This is a genomic window from Rhodococcus sp. IC4_135, from assembly GCF_011602025.1.
Classification (GTDB): domain Bacteria; phylum Actinomycetota; class Actinomycetes; order Mycobacteriales; family Mycobacteriaceae; genus Rhodococcus_F; species Rhodococcus_F baikonurensis.
Genome location: NZ_JAAOLG010000006.1, coordinates 89,267 through 101,980, shown reverse-complemented (window position 1 = coordinate 101,980; position 12,714 = coordinate 89,267). Strand labels below are relative to the sequence as shown.

The 12,714-nt window shown below is 63.5% G+C and carries 13 protein-coding genes; 4 read left to right on the top strand and 9 right to left on the bottom strand.

Annotated elements, in window-relative coordinates:
- Positions 1-36: 36 nt before the first annotated feature.
- A complete protein-coding gene (locus tag G8767_RS13820; RefSeq protein ID WP_166810482.1) occupies positions 37-1,329 on the bottom strand; it encodes an adenosylmethionine--8-amino-7-oxononanoate transaminase in 1,293 nt (430 codons plus the stop codon).
- A 38-nt stretch (positions 1,330-1,367) separates the two neighbouring features.
- Between G8767_RS13820 and G8767_RS13815 the strand changes: the two genes are divergently transcribed.
- From G8767_RS13815 to G8767_RS13805, 3 genes are all read left to right on the top strand, one after another.
- A complete protein-coding gene (locus G8767_RS13815; RefSeq protein ID WP_166810481.1) occupies positions 1,368-2,513 on the top strand; it encodes an 8-amino-7-oxononanoate synthase in 1,146 nt (381 codons plus the stop codon).
- Positions 2,510-3,193, top strand: coding sequence for a dethiobiotin synthase (gene bioD / locus G8767_RS13810; RefSeq protein WP_166810480.1), 684 nt, complete (start codon positions 2,510-2,512; stop codon positions 3,191-3,193). Before G8767_RS13815 ends, bioD begins: the two co-directional genes overlap by 4 nt.
- A gap of 186 nt (positions 3,194-3,379) precedes the next feature.
- Positions 3,380-4,798, top strand: a complete 1,419-nt coding sequence (locus G8767_RS13805) for a sensor domain-containing diguanylate cyclase (RefSeq protein ID WP_260395769.1) — start codon at positions 3,380-3,382, stop codon at positions 4,796-4,798.
- Between the two features lie 55 nt (positions 4,799-4,853).
- Here the strand turns inward: G8767_RS13805 and G8767_RS13800 are convergent, their stop codons facing one another.
- From G8767_RS13800 to G8767_RS36325, 7 genes are all read right to left on the bottom strand, one after another.
- The gene (locus G8767_RS13800) at positions 4,854-6,236 is read right to left on the bottom strand and encodes a tripartite tricarboxylate transporter permease (protein ID WP_124569388.1); all 1,383 of its coding nucleotides are present in this window, start codon (positions 6,234-6,236) and stop codon (positions 4,854-4,856) included.
- Positions 6,233-6,769 (bottom strand): hypothetical protein, encoded by a 537-nt coding sequence (locus G8767_RS13795; protein WP_240952278.1) that lies wholly within the window; start codon positions 6,767-6,769, stop codon positions 6,233-6,235. The genes G8767_RS13800 and G8767_RS13795 overlap by 4 nt, the downstream gene beginning before the upstream one ends.
- Before the next feature lie 78 nt (positions 6,770-6,847).
- A complete protein-coding gene (locus tag G8767_RS13790) occupies positions 6,848-7,816 on the bottom strand; it encodes a hydroxymethylglutaryl-CoA lyase (RefSeq protein WP_166810479.1) in 969 nt (322 codons plus the stop codon).
- A 5-nt stretch (positions 7,817-7,821) separates the two neighbouring features.
- Positions 7,822-9,120 carry a hydroxymethylglutaryl-CoA reductase, degradative gene (locus G8767_RS13785; RefSeq protein ID WP_124569444.1) on the bottom strand — a complete coding sequence of 433 codons (1,299 nt, stop codon included), beginning with the start codon at positions 9,118-9,120 and terminating at the stop codon, positions 7,822-7,824.
- Between the two features lie 111 nt (positions 9,121-9,231).
- Complete coding sequence (locus G8767_RS13780) at positions 9,232-11,205, bottom strand: helix-turn-helix domain-containing protein (protein WP_166810478.1); 1,974 nt, start codon at positions 11,203-11,205, stop codon at positions 9,232-9,234.
- Positions 11,206-11,215: 10 nt separating this feature from the next.
- A complete protein-coding gene (locus tag G8767_RS13775) occupies positions 11,216-11,749 on the bottom strand; it encodes a tail fiber domain-containing protein (protein WP_346842989.1) in 534 nt (177 codons plus the stop codon).
- A complete protein-coding gene (locus tag G8767_RS36325) occupies positions 11,733-11,861 on the bottom strand; it encodes a hypothetical protein (protein WP_003941742.1) in 129 nt (42 codons plus the stop codon). The genes G8767_RS13775 and G8767_RS36325 overlap by 17 nt, the downstream gene beginning before the upstream one ends.
- A gap of 288 nt (positions 11,862-12,149) precedes the next feature.
- Here G8767_RS36325 and G8767_RS13770 point away from each other — a divergent pair, with 288 nt between their 5' ends.
- Positions 12,150-12,314, top strand: coding sequence for a hypothetical protein (locus G8767_RS13770; RefSeq protein ID WP_166810477.1), 165 nt, complete (start codon positions 12,150-12,152; stop codon positions 12,312-12,314).
- Positions 12,315-12,319: 5 nt separating this feature from the next.
- Here the strand turns inward: G8767_RS13770 and G8767_RS13765 are convergent, their stop codons facing one another.
- Positions 12,320-12,694 (bottom strand): VOC family protein, encoded by a 375-nt coding sequence (locus tag G8767_RS13765; protein ID WP_095969924.1) that lies wholly within the window; start codon positions 12,692-12,694, stop codon positions 12,320-12,322.
- Positions 12,695-12,714: the final 20 nt, after the last annotated feature.

The following is a 12,714-nucleotide window of genomic DNA, read 5'->3' as shown; positions in this document are numbered from 1 at the left end:
AGCCGATCGAATCTTGTCGACTGTCTACGCCGCTGATCACCGTTTTGCCTGGCTGCGGGCGGTTGCCAGCATTCCGGCTGTGATCTGTTCCACCTCCGCCTCCGAACACAGGTACGGAGGCATCGCGTATACGAGGTTTCGGAACGGTCGCAGCCACACTCCGGAGTCGACGGCTGCATCGGTGGCGCTCTGCATCTCGACCGGCTGCTCGAGTTCGATCACTCCGATCCCGCCTTTGACGCGGACATCGACGACCCCGGGAATTGTGACGGCTTCGGCGAGGCCACGAACGAGGCCATGTTCGAGGGCTGCGACATCACGCCGCCAATCCATCGCGAGCAGCAGTTCGGTCGATGCGACTGCGACGGCGCACGCGAGTGGATTGCCCATGAAAGTGGGGCCGTGCATCAGCCCGCCGCCTTCGCCGGCGGTGATCGCCTCCGCTATCTCCGTGGTGCACAGGGTCGCCGCCAGGCTCATGTATCCGCCGGTGAGGGCCTTGCCGACGCACATGACGTCGGGGCTGACGCCGGCGTGATCGGCGGCGAACAGCTCGCCGGTGCGTCCGAATCCGGTGGCGATCTCGTCGAAGACCAGGAGGACTTGGTACTTGTCGCAGAGATTACGTAGGTCGATCAGGTAGGCGGGGTCGTGGAAGCGCATTCCGCCGGCGCCCTGGACTACAGGTTCGACGATCACCGCGGCCAGTTCCTCGTGATGCTCGGCCAGCAGTGCTTCCAGCTCCTGTGCGTACTCGGGTCGATAGTCCGCGGGGGGAGTCTGCGCGAAGACCTGCGCGCGCAGGACATCGGTCCAGAGAGAGTGCATTCCGCCGTCGGGGTCGCAGACGCTCATGGGGGTGAAGGTGTCACCGTGGTATCCGCCCCGCCAGGTCATCAATCGGTTCTTCGACGGTTTGCCGAGACTCCGCCAGTACTGCAGGCACATCTTCACGGCGACCTCGACGGCCACCGAACCGGAATCGGAGAGAAACACCTTGTCGAGGCGTGGTGGTGTGATGTCGACCAGTAGTCGTCCGAGGCGAGCGGCGGGTTCGTGCGTCAGTCCACCGAACATGACATGGCTCATCTTGCCCAGCTGCCGCGCGGCCGCGGCGTCGAGCACGGGATTGCGGTAGCCGTGGATGGCGGCCCACCACGAGCTCATCCCGTCGACCAGTCGGCGGCCGTCGGAGAGCGTGAGGGTAGCCCCCTCGGCAGAGTCGACGATCAGCGGACGAGTCGACGAGGGAAACGATCCGTACGGATGCCAGAGAACATCGGCATCGATGGCGGAGACGTCTTGGGGATCAAGTCCGGTTGTGAGCACGGATGCACCCTAACCATTGAGTTGAACGGTGTTCAAGTATGGTCGGAAAAGTGAACACCTCGCTGAATTGGCTCTCTGCCGTCGAAGCGGACCGTAGGGCCGCTGGACTGCGTCGCGAACTCCGTCCTCGCACGGTCGACTCACCGTTGATCGACCTGGCGTCGAACGATTACCTCGGACTCGTGCGGCACCCCGATGTGATCGAGGGTGCAACGGCGGCACTGCGCCGTTGGGGCGCGGGCGCCACGGGCTCGCGTCTGGTCACCGGCACCACCACCGAACATGAACTGCTCGAAGTCGAACTGGCCGAGTTCGTCGGGGCGGACTCGGGGCTGGTCTTCTCCTCCGGTTACACAGCCAATCTCGGCGCGGTGACGGCGCTCTCGGGTCCCGGATCGTTGATCGTCTCCGATGCGGGATCGCATGCCTCGCTGGTGGATGCCTGCCGCCTGTCACGCGCGCGGGTCGTCGTTGCCCCGCACTCGGACGTGAGCTTTCTCGCCGACACGTTGCGTAGCAGAGTGGAAGAGCGAGCTCTGGTCGTCACCGATTCGGTTTTCAGTGCCGACGGAGACCTCGCGCCGCTGCGGGAGATGCATCAGGTGTGCCGCGAGTACGGGGCGATCCTGCTGGTCGACGAGGCGCACGGCATCGGTGTGCGCGGTGCCGGTGGACGCGGACTCGTCCACGAGTCGGGCCTGGCCGGTGAACCCGACGTCGTCGTGACGGCAACACTGTCCAAGTCGCTCGCCAGTCAGGGCGGAGTTGTACTCGGCGACAACAAGATCCGCGCGCATCTCGTCGACGCGGCAAGAACGTTCATCTTCGACACCGGTCTCGCACCGGCCGCCGTCGGCGCGGCCAGAGCCGCACTCGCCGTACTCCAGCGCGAGCCGACGCGAGCGCTCGACGTCCTGGCCCGGGCATCCGAGTTGGCGGACGTCACCGGTGCTCCGTCGCCTGAATCTGCTGTCGTCTCGGTCGTTCTCGGTGATCCGCAACGGGCGTTCGATGCCGCGTCGGCGTGCCGGGACCAGGGGTTGCATGTCGGATGCTTCCGCCCGCCGTCGGTTCCGGAGGGAACGTCACGGCTGCGTCTGACGGCTCGAGCGACGCTGTCGGCCTCCGAGATGGAGCAGATCGCTCTCGTCCTGCGCGAAGTATTGGCAGGGGCCCGAGCATGAGCATTCTCCTGGTGACCGGAACGTCGACCGACGTCGGAAAAACAGTGGTGACAGCCGCATTGGCATCGCTCGCCGTGCAGTCGGGTAAGTCGGTTGCAGTGCTCAAGCCGGCCCAGACCGGCGTCGACGTGGACGGTGCGGGTGATCTGGCCGAGATCGAGCGTCTGACCGGTGGCGGCGTGACGCTGGTCGAGTTGGCGCGATATCCCGAACCGTTGGCGCCGGATACTGCTGCACGTCGAAGTGGTCTGCCGTTGTTGGCGCTCGACGACGTAGTCCGAGTTGCTCGCGACCTGGACACCACCCACGACCTGACCCTGATCGAAGGTGCCGGCGGCTTGCTGGTCCGGTTGGGGGCCGACGGGTTCACCGCGCGCGATCTCGCGGCAGCGCTGGGTGCACCTGTAGTGCTGGTGGTTGCGTCCTGCCTGGGCACGCTCAATCACACGGCTCTGACGGTGGAAGCGCTGGGTGCTGTTGGCGTGGAATGCGCCGGGTTGGTGATCGGTTCGTGGCCGCAGGAACCGGACCTCGCCGAGAGATGCAATCGCGAGGATCTTGTCTCTGTCAGTGGTGTTCCCCTTCTCGGGTTGATGCCTGCGGGAAGTGGCAGCGAGAGTGTCCAAGAGTTTGCTCAGACCGCTTCAAGCGCGCTCGGTAAATCTACGTTGGCCATCTGACGCCGTAACATCCGATTTGTCTGCATCGATAGCCAAGGCACAGTGGGGCGCCTTGGTTTCGACGTCTCTCGCGTACGATTCCGGTCGGTATGTTTCGGCGGGTGTCTTGGGGCGACCCTGCATCCGGGGCACCCGGGACGCCGACGGTGGTTGTCGAATTGTGAGTAGGTCAGTCGGATGTAGGTGGTGAGCACGGTCGAAAAGTCGTTGTCGTCATCGGCCGTACGTCGCGCACTGCTTGTCGGCGTAGTCGTCTTCGTCTCGTGCCTCGTCGGAATTCTGAGCCGTCTGCCGGGCACGCTTGCTGTCTTCTGGCCGGCCAACGCGCTGCTACTCGGGATTCTCTTTCGGTCGCCGCGTTCCGCCACACTGCTCACCTGGATTTGCGTAGTAGTCGGTTATGTCGGAGCCGACCTGATCACCGGTGGGGCGTGGGAGTCCACGATGTGGCTCAACGCCGCCAACATCGTCGGGGTTGCCAGCGGCTTCTACGCCTTTCGCTGGGTCGACGGTGAGGATCGTCGTCTGAACAGTATCGAGTCTGTCGGATATCTCGTGGCGACGACGGTCGTCGCCGCGTCGATGGCAGCACTCGTCGGCGGAATCGCGAACCGCGTGCTGTTCGGCGGGCAGTGGTGGGACGGCTGGTTGCTCTGGTTCTCGAGTGAGTTCGTCAACTACATGACCATCGTCCCGTTGGTGCTGACATTCCCTTCGCTTCGGCGAGCGGATCGGGACCCGAAAGCTGTTGCCGCACTTCTGCGTCGATCTGTGGTTCCGACAGCGCTGCTGGCCGTCTGCATCATCTTGGAGTGGGTGATCGGCGGTGCCGGAGCGATCGCGTTTGCCATGCCGGCCCTGGTGACTGCCGCCTTGCTCACCAATGTCTTCGTCACCTCGGTGCTCACAGCCGTATCAACTGCCTGGACGTTGGTACTGACGGCCGACGGTCATCTCGGATTGTCCAGCGAGGGCGTCTCGCCCGTCAGTGCGTCGGTCCAGATCGGATTGTCGCTGCTGGCGGTAGCGCCGATCGCGGTGGCCTGCGTAATCCTCGAGCGCCGCCGCGCGCTCGAGGCACTCACCCAGGCAGTCACCCACGACGATCTCACCGGTGCGCTGCGCCGGGACGAGTTCTTGCGGCGAGGCGGCAGCGTGACGGGTGCGACCGAACCGCGTCGGCACTCTGGACGTCCGGTCAGCGTCCTGATGATGGATCTGGATCACTTCAAGATGGTGAACGACAACCTCGGTCATCGCGCCGGCGACACCGCGTTGGTGAGTTTTGCCGATCAGGTGCGGCGGAATCTCGACGACAAGCATCTGTTCGCCCGTTTGGGCGGCGAGGAGTTCGTCGTACTGATGGCCGGTGTCGATCTGGCGGGTGCGACCGAGACGGCCGAGATGATTCGACGTGCGCAGGCCGAGAGTTCGTCGGCAGTGTTGGGTGAACTCGGGCCCACCGTCAGTATCGGTGTCGCGTGTTCACCTGCAGGCGGTGCGGATCTGACGCAATTGGTCGACTGCGCCGACGAAGCGTTGTACCGGGCGAAGAAACTCGACCGGAATCGAACCGTGTCGCTCACGGTCGGACAAGCGAAGTAACCCGTGCGGACCCGCAGTGTTTGCAGGTCCGCACGGGTTGGTGGTGTCGGGCGATTCAGAACAGGTTGATCAGAGCCGGGACGCTGAACAGCGCGACGTAGTAACCCATGAACAGGACACCGCCGTGGATCTTGAACAGACGCCCGAGCAAGCCGCCGACGAGGCCGACCGTCACGGTGATCAGAAGCCCGAGGATGCCGCCCTCCCAGATGCTGATGACCACGACCAGTCCCGTGAACACCGCGATCACAGCTTCGTGACTGATGTGTTTGACCACCGCTGACGCAGCGCGGTACGCGTAGTTCATGGCAAACGGATATGCGATGACCGTCGCGGTGACGACTGCGAGCAGGCCGTAGAGCAGGAACTCCCACTGGGTCAGGTACGTGGAGAGATTGTTGATCACTCCGGTTTCCTGATTGGTTTCGAAGACCGGCGGAGCGTTGAACAGAGGCGCCGCGGGACCTGCTGCCAGCGGGCTGAGCGGAAGGCCGAAGGCCACGAGAGGGATGAGGGTTTCCGCGATGTACGTGGATTCCGTCGTACCGTTCTTTGCCGAGACCATGGTGGTCAGCCGGTGATAGCCGTTCTTGATCCGCGCACCCACCAGCTCACCCATCAGAACGGTCATGGCAACGGGGCTGAAGACGAACGTTGCGCTGGAGACCGTGGAGGCCGCCGCGGTGTAGCCGATCTGCTTACGATCGAGGACCTTCAGAGGATTGGGGAAGTATCCCTTCCACCCCTTGATGTCCGGGGCCAGTGCGACGGTCTTGGGTTCGCTGCGCTCCATGTCCTTGCGACTCGACGGCCCCAAGGTCAGCGCGAGGTCCGCGATCAGCGGCCCGACCGCGATGGCAAGGAAGTAGCTGATGTTGAGCGACACATCGTAATTCGACGTCAAGGCGCGTGCGCCCAGGATCAAGATCACGAAGGGAACGAGAGCGACCACTCCGGCCCAGCGGCCCGGCGAGGCGTAGGCGATGCCGACGGCGGCGACCAGGAACAGCCACGGTGCTATCGACTGAACGGTGTCGGCGAACGGAGCGAGGATGGTCGCGAACAGGACGGCAACCGGCACAGCGACGAACGCCGAGATCACTGCTCCCGAGATCGCCTTGCGGAGTGCGATGTGCGGGATGCCGAGTGAGCGCATCATCTGCGCCTCCGGCAGGAGTGGAATCGCCATCGTGTCACCGGGAATGCCCAACAGCATCGTCGGCACCGCGTGAGTCATGTGTTTGGCGATCGCACCGGAGAGGAAGAACGTGAAGACTGCCGCCGGGGGAGCACCGAGCAGGATCACGAGCAGAGTCAGCGGTGCGATGGTGGCTGTCTCGTCCGTGCCGGAGATCAATCCGATGAACGTGAATGCGACCGCACCGATGATGCCGAAGAGAACGGCAATCAGAATCTCGTTGGTCAGAACCGAACTCATGCGAGCCCACCGTCCTTCGGTGCTTTCGAGGCCGGTGCTTTCGAGGCCGGTGCTTTCGAGACCGGTGTGTTCGAGACCCGCGCGTGCTCGGCCTCGGCAGCGGCGAAGTGGTCGTACAGACCGAGTTCGCGAAGTTCCAGTTGGCTCTGTTCCGGAATGTCGGCGAGAGTCCCGAGACCCTGGCGTTGTTCACTCATCATCGTGATGACACCGTCGATCGACTCCGCGTCGGCGGCCGCCAAGGCGACTATCCGCTTCGGCTTGATGAAGATTCCGTAGACGACGCCGGCGAGCAGGCAGGCCGCGATGCCGACCAGCAGGCTGTACGCCTGGGCCAACGACGGCTCGCTGACGACCCGTTCGAACAGTGCTTGGGCTGCGAGAAGAGCCGAGGCGCCGACGACACTGCCGACTGCGACAGAGATCGCGAGGTGTCGACCGTTGACGGTGTCGCCCCAGACTTCGAGGTATGTCTGCTGCTCGGTCGGCTCGGTTGTGGTGGTCGGCGTCGTTGCCGACTGCGGTGGTGACATCAGTCTTCTCCAGTGTCATACAGGGCGAGGTCATACAGGGCGAGAGGCTTGGGAGGCGGGGGACTTGCTTGGCGAATGTCAGGTGCGTGCAGCGCGGAGGGCGTTGACAACCCGGGACGGGCTGGAGTGTCCGATCTGTTCGGCCATCCAACTGCTTGTGTCGGTGAGCGAATCCAGGTCGATGCCGGTGTCGATCCCGAGGCCGTGGAGCATCCACACAAGATCCTCGGTGGCGAGATTTCCGGTCGCGCCCTTGGCATACGGGCACCGTCCGAGACCACCTGCGGAACTGTCGAATTCGGATACTCCAGCGGTCAACGACGCGTAGACGTTCGACAGTGCTTGCCCGTAGGTGTCGTGGAAGTGCATCGCGATCTGCGATGTGGGGATGCCACGTTCGCGGATCGCGCCGAGTAGAGCGAGCACATGACCAGGGGTGCCGACGCCGATGGTGTCGCCGAGGGAGAGCGACGTGGCACCGCTGTCGATCAAGGACTTGGCGATGTCGGCGACACGCTCGACGGACACGACGCCTTCCCACGGGTCTCCGAAGCACATGGAGATGTACCCGCGGACGGGAAGTCCCAGGGCTCGAGCGGCGGTCGTGACCTCGGCGGCCGCGGCGATCGCGCCGTCGACCGTGGAATTGAGGTTGCGTTTCGCGAATTCCTCTGTGGCGCTGACGAATACTGCAACTTCACGCGCTCCGGCGGCGACGGCCCGCTCGAGACCCTTGCGGTTCGGGACGAGAACGACCGTACGTACCGAGTTCGGCAGGTGGAGCCGACCCATCAATTCTTCCGCGTCCGCAAGTTGCGGGATCCATCGAGGTGAGACGAAACTCGTCAACTCGACAGTGCGGGAACCGGCCGCGACCAGGCGTTCGATGAACTGGGCCTTCGTCTCGGTCGGGATCACCGCCGTCTCCGCTTGAAGTCCGTCTCGAGGCCCGACTTCGTAGACCCGGACCGAGGTCGGTAGGCCCGGCGCTGAGACTCGATGAGGCGCCGGTTTCCACACTGGTGATCCTGCAACTGTTTCCGTCATTGTCGTCAGTTTCCGCCGCGGATCTCGGCGAGAACCTTCTCGGCATGCTCGACGCGAATGCTCTTGTCCGCGATCAGGCGTGCGACCACGGCGTCGATCTCGCTCTTCTGCGCTCCGGCGGTGGCAGCGATGTTGCGGGCGTGCAGTCCCATGTGTCCGCGCTGGACACCCTCCCCGGCGAGAACGCGGACAGCAGCCAGGTTCTGGGCGAGACCGACTGCAAGAATGATGCCGGCGAGTTCCTCGGCACTCTCGACGCCGAGCATCTTGATCGCGGCCTGCGCTACGGGGTGCACCTTGGTGGCCCCGCCGACGAGGCCGACCGGCATGGGTAGCTCGAGGGTGCCGACGATGTTTCCGTCGGCGTTCTTCTCGAAATGCGAGAGCGAGGAGTAGATTCCGTCGGCGTTGACTGCGTGAGAGTGGCACCCGGCTTCGACTGCACGCGTGTCGTTTCCGGTCGCCAGCACAACGGCGCTGATGCCGTTCATGATGCCCTTGTTGTGTGTCGCGGCGCGGTAGGGATCCAGCTCGGCCAAACGTGCGGCATGGATCAGGTTGTCCACTACTTCTGCGCCGCCGATCAATTCGGCGTCGAACACGGCGCGAACACGCGTGAGCCGCAGATCTGCCTTGTTGGTGAGAATACGCAGGACGACGTGCCCGCCGCCGATCTCGGACACTCGATCCGCGATTGCTTCCGCCATCGTGTTGACTGCGTTGGCGCCCATCGCATCTCGTACGTCGACATGAAGGTGGAGGACGACGTAGGTGGCCTGGTCCGAGGACACGACGCGAACCGAAATATCCTTCACGCCACCGCCGACGCTGACCAGCTTCGGGTCCTGCTCGTTGGCGAGTGCCATGATTTCTTCACGCGCCTCGAGGAGCCGGATCCGGGCCGCCTCCGGATCCACGACGTCGACGAGTTGAATCTGGGCTTGCATGATCGGCTGGGTGCTGGAGGCGTGAAAGCCGCCCAGTCCGCGTGCGATGCGAGCGGCGTTGCTCGCAGCTGCGACGACCGACGGCTCCTCGGTGGCAAGAGGGATCAGGTAGTCCTTGCCGTTGATCGTGAAGTTTGTGGCCACGCCGACCGGAATGCCGATGACGCCGAGGACGTTCTCGACCATGCGATCGGCCTGGTCGATGGTGAGGCCGTCGGCGGCGTCGTAGACCGCGATGTCTGCTTCGGTCAGGTCGGTCTGGCGGACGATCTCGGCGCGCCGGGCGGCGACGTCGTAGGACCGGAAATCGGCGATGCGGCTGTTGACAGACCGGTTGTTCTTGGACCGATTGTTCATAGACACGGGGGTCGTCCTCCTGAAGTGGTTCTGTGCTCCGCTTCACAGTAGGGAGGTTGATGCCTGCCAAGCCACATGCTCACAGCACATCGATCAGTCGAATTTGTGGTGTCAAGCACCATCACCGCTGTCGGTGTTGTCGCTTCCGCCCTCTTCCGTTCCCACTTCCCGAAGTTCGTCGAGCCTCGTCGCCATGGATACCCGGAAGAAGTTCTCGTCTTCACGCCACGAGTGACCGAGGAGTGTACGAATGCGGTCGAGACGCTGAACGACGGTGTTCGGGTGATAGTTGAGCGCGCGGGCAGCCTTGGTCGGGCTCCCGTCGTTGCGGACCAGGGCCCGAAGGGTCGCAGTGAGATCGGTGTCCTTGTCACGGTCGTAGGCGAGTACCGGGCCGATTACTTCGTCAATGAACTGATGGAGTGATTCCGGATTCTCGCCGAACAGAACGCTGTACGGCAGATACGACGCAGTCGTGACCGCGCCGTCGGTCTTGCCCAACGCGGTGATCAGGCGGGCCGTGCGCAGCGCAGAGGTGAAGCGCGCCGGGAGTTCTTCGGGGCGCTCCGCCGTCGCCGGCGCAATGACTACTGCGTGGGGTCCTACCGAACCGGTGATCTGGCGGTGAATGACGGTCGCCGCGGCTGCCGGGTTTCCCGAGCGCGAGACCACCGCGATCAGTCCGGCGTGCTGCGCCGCCAATGCCGCTACCGGCAGACTCTGTCCGATTGCGCGGAGCGCGGCGGTACGGAGTTCCGGAGCGACCGACACCACGAGGACAGTGTCGAGTTCGCCGAGGGAGATTCCGAGGTTGCGGGTCCGACGTTCGAGATCGCGCCTGCGCTCGGGCGCAGTGCTCAGCAAGTCGGCGACCAGTTCGTCACGTGCGCGCCGGTCCGCTGCTGCTGCCGCCGAGTGTTGCAACACGAGGATGGCAGTGACCTGAGCTGCCCGTTCCACGGTCCGGAGTTCGACGGGGCCGATCGGCGCGTCCGAACGATTCAGCAAGATGGCCCCGAGGAACGATTCTCCGGCCGTGACAGCGCTGACGAGTTGGATGGCGGTCTCACTGTCATCGGCGACAAACGTGCATCGGCCGCTGCGGCGACTCTGGTCGATGGCCTCGGACACGGTGCGAGGTAGCGACAACGGCACCGTCGTGATCTGCTCGCCCGAGGATTTCACGAGAGGGCGCAACTCACTGTCGACCACGACGGTGCTGCGCTCGAGTGAGCTGCTGAGGGTTCGTGCAACCTGGGCGTATCCGCCGCCGCGGAGAACGGCATGGATGAGATCCTGGTGGACGATGTTCGACTTGTCCCGCGCGGACACGTGCTCACGAAGCTCGTCGAGTGCTCGCCCGGTCTCGGCGGCGGATTCCTCGGCGCGGTCGAGGGCCCGTGCGGTTTGCAGGACCACCGAGGCGTGATCCGCCAGCGCCGAGAGCAGGGCGATCTGATCAGCAGTGAAGCGGCGTTCCCGGCGGTCGGCGGCAAACAAGACTCCGAGGATCTGGCCGTCCGAGAGCATCGGCACGCCCAGAATCGCCACCAGACCCTCGGCGACGATCGCGGCATCGACCACTTCGTCGTGGCGCGACTGCGTGTAGTCGCTGTAGTTCTGAACCCATTGGGCTGCTCGAGATTCGGCAATCGCGCTGACCAGTCCCGCGCCGGCAGGAACCTGCAGATGCTGGAGTTCCGGCGAGACCGCGCCGGCCGTCTTTCGAACATTCAGGTCACGAGTGATCACGTCGAACTCGGACAGGTACGTGACGTCGGTACCCATGATGTCGTGTGCGCGGTTCACCAGCCTCTGCAGCAGAGTGTCCACGTCGCGAACTTGCGCAAGCTCACGCGCACTCGAATAGAGGACCGCCAATTCGTTTTCGCGACGGCGCAGTCGGCGAAATTCCGACCGACTGGCCCGGATGCGAGCCGCTGTCTCCGCGATCTCCGTTGCGCCAACGCCGAATTCGGCCAGTACCTGTTCGACGTGTTCGTCACCGACGGCGTCGGATGTCACGTCGAACAGCGCGGCAATCACGTTGGGTACTGAGTCGGAGTCTGAATCAGGGGCGGTCACACCGAACAAACTACAGACCGGTGGATCCACCGAATTCGTCGAGCGGCGTGGATGCGTGATTGTTGTTTACTTCCAATGCATTCCGAGTCGTGCTCGTGTCTCCCGTCTCCCTTCTCAGTCTGTTCACGGCCTTCTCGAGCGCGCTGATTTCTGTCTCGAGAGCACTGATTTTGCGATTCAACGCTTGGATGCTCGCCATGCAGACGCCGTTCGCGTCGACGGCGGAGATCCGGCGGGTGTTGGATCCCAAGCCGAAAATCGCCGCAAAGTCTTGCGCCATCGGACCCAGGTGACGGACCGACTTGTGGTCGAATCCGTAACTCCACGTGCTTATTCGGAGTGCCGCCAACCGGTCGAGCACGTCCTGAGCGCTCGTCGGAACATCTACGCCGGTATGCACGCCACGTCGATGCGCGGCCCGTGCGAACACCCACTGCGCGGGATGTCGCAGCGCGGCGTTCACCCGAGTGCTGACTCCGACACCGACGTATTCGGTGCGCTCGCCGTCTTCAGTGCTCTCGCCCTCGTCAGGCGGTGAGTTCACGTCGTGCGGTTTTGACGGTCTTGTCGCTCAGCAGAATTCCGGCTCCTGCGCCGAGCAGTCCGAGGCCGATTCCGACAGCGGCGCTGCCGAGGCCCAAAGCAATTCCCAACATGATTCCTCCAAAAATTGTGCAGTGAATTGAGGGGCCAGGTGTCCGACGAAAGTGCTGCCGACCTGCTCCGCGCTCATCTTTCACATTGCTCCAGCACGCGGGCGATGACAACCCGTCTGGACCGAATTTCTCGTGGAAAACACAGGCGTGCAACACTGGGTGAAGAACTGCTGGGTCATCGGCGTCTTGTCGGCGCCGTACGGGCGGCAGTAATCAAGTAGCCATCGACCGATCTCTAACGCAGGTTTATCTGCGCGCGGTAACGATGACCAGGCAAAAGGGTGGCATGTGAACGAATCGAGCAGTGGCTTGTTTTCCGACCTCAGTGCGGCGGAGTCCGTTGTCGACGCAAAAAGCGCCGAGCAACTGGCGGCCGAGCGTGAAACTGCGGCAGCGGAACGGTCCAATACCGACACCGCTGAACAGCGGCAGTCACAGCTGTTCAGCGGTTAAACACGTCAGGACTCCTTGATTACCGACAGAACATTGCCGGCGGGGTCGGTGAACCACGCGATGTCGGGACCGTTGCCACGCATGATGCCTCGCGCATCTTGAGGGAATCCGTCGTATTTCAGAAACTCCACGCCACGTGCGGTCAGTTGATCGACCGTCGTGTCGATGTCGTCGACGACGAAGTTGAGGATCGTGTACGTCGCGGGTTCGTGATTCGGCTTCGGGTAAACCAAGATCTCGGTTCCACCGGCAAGATGTAGGCGCACAAGTCCCATGTCCTCGTCGGTCACTTTCAGCCCGAGTGTTTCGCCGTAGAACTTCTTTGCAGCATCGATGTCTGTCACCGAAAAACCGCTGAACGCTTTGGTGTCCGCAAGCATGACTGTCTCCGTTCCTGGCT

Coding starts and splice junctions, on each gene's coding strand:
- G8767_RS13815 (WP_166810481.1), top strand. CDS start 1,368: ATGGTCGGAAAAGTGAACACCTCGCTGAATTGGCTCTCTGCCGTCGAA.
- bioD (WP_166810480.1), top strand. CDS start 2,510: ATGAGCATTCTCCTGGTGACCGGAACGTCGACCGACGTCGGAAAAACA.
- G8767_RS13800 (WP_124569388.1), bottom strand. CDS start 6,236: ATGAGTTCGGTTCTGACCAACGAGATTCTGATTGCCGTTCTCTTCGGC.
- G8767_RS13795 (WP_240952278.1), bottom strand. CDS start 6,769: ATGTCACCACCGCAGTCGGCAACGACGCCGACCACCACAACCGAGCCG.
- G8767_RS13790 (WP_166810479.1), bottom strand. CDS start 7,816: ATGACGGAAACAGTTGCAGGATCACCAGTGTGGAAACCGGCGCCTCAT.
- G8767_RS13785 (WP_124569444.1), bottom strand. CDS start 9,120: ATGAACAATCGGTCCAAGAACAACCGGTCTGTCAACAGCCGCATCGCC.
- G8767_RS36325 (WP_003941742.1), bottom strand. CDS start 11,861: ATGTTGGGAATTGCTTTGGGCCTCGGCAGCGCCGCTGTCGGAATCGGC.
- G8767_RS13765 (WP_095969924.1), bottom strand. CDS start 12,694: ATGCTTGCGGACACCAAAGCGTTCAGCGGTTTTTCGGTGACAGACATC.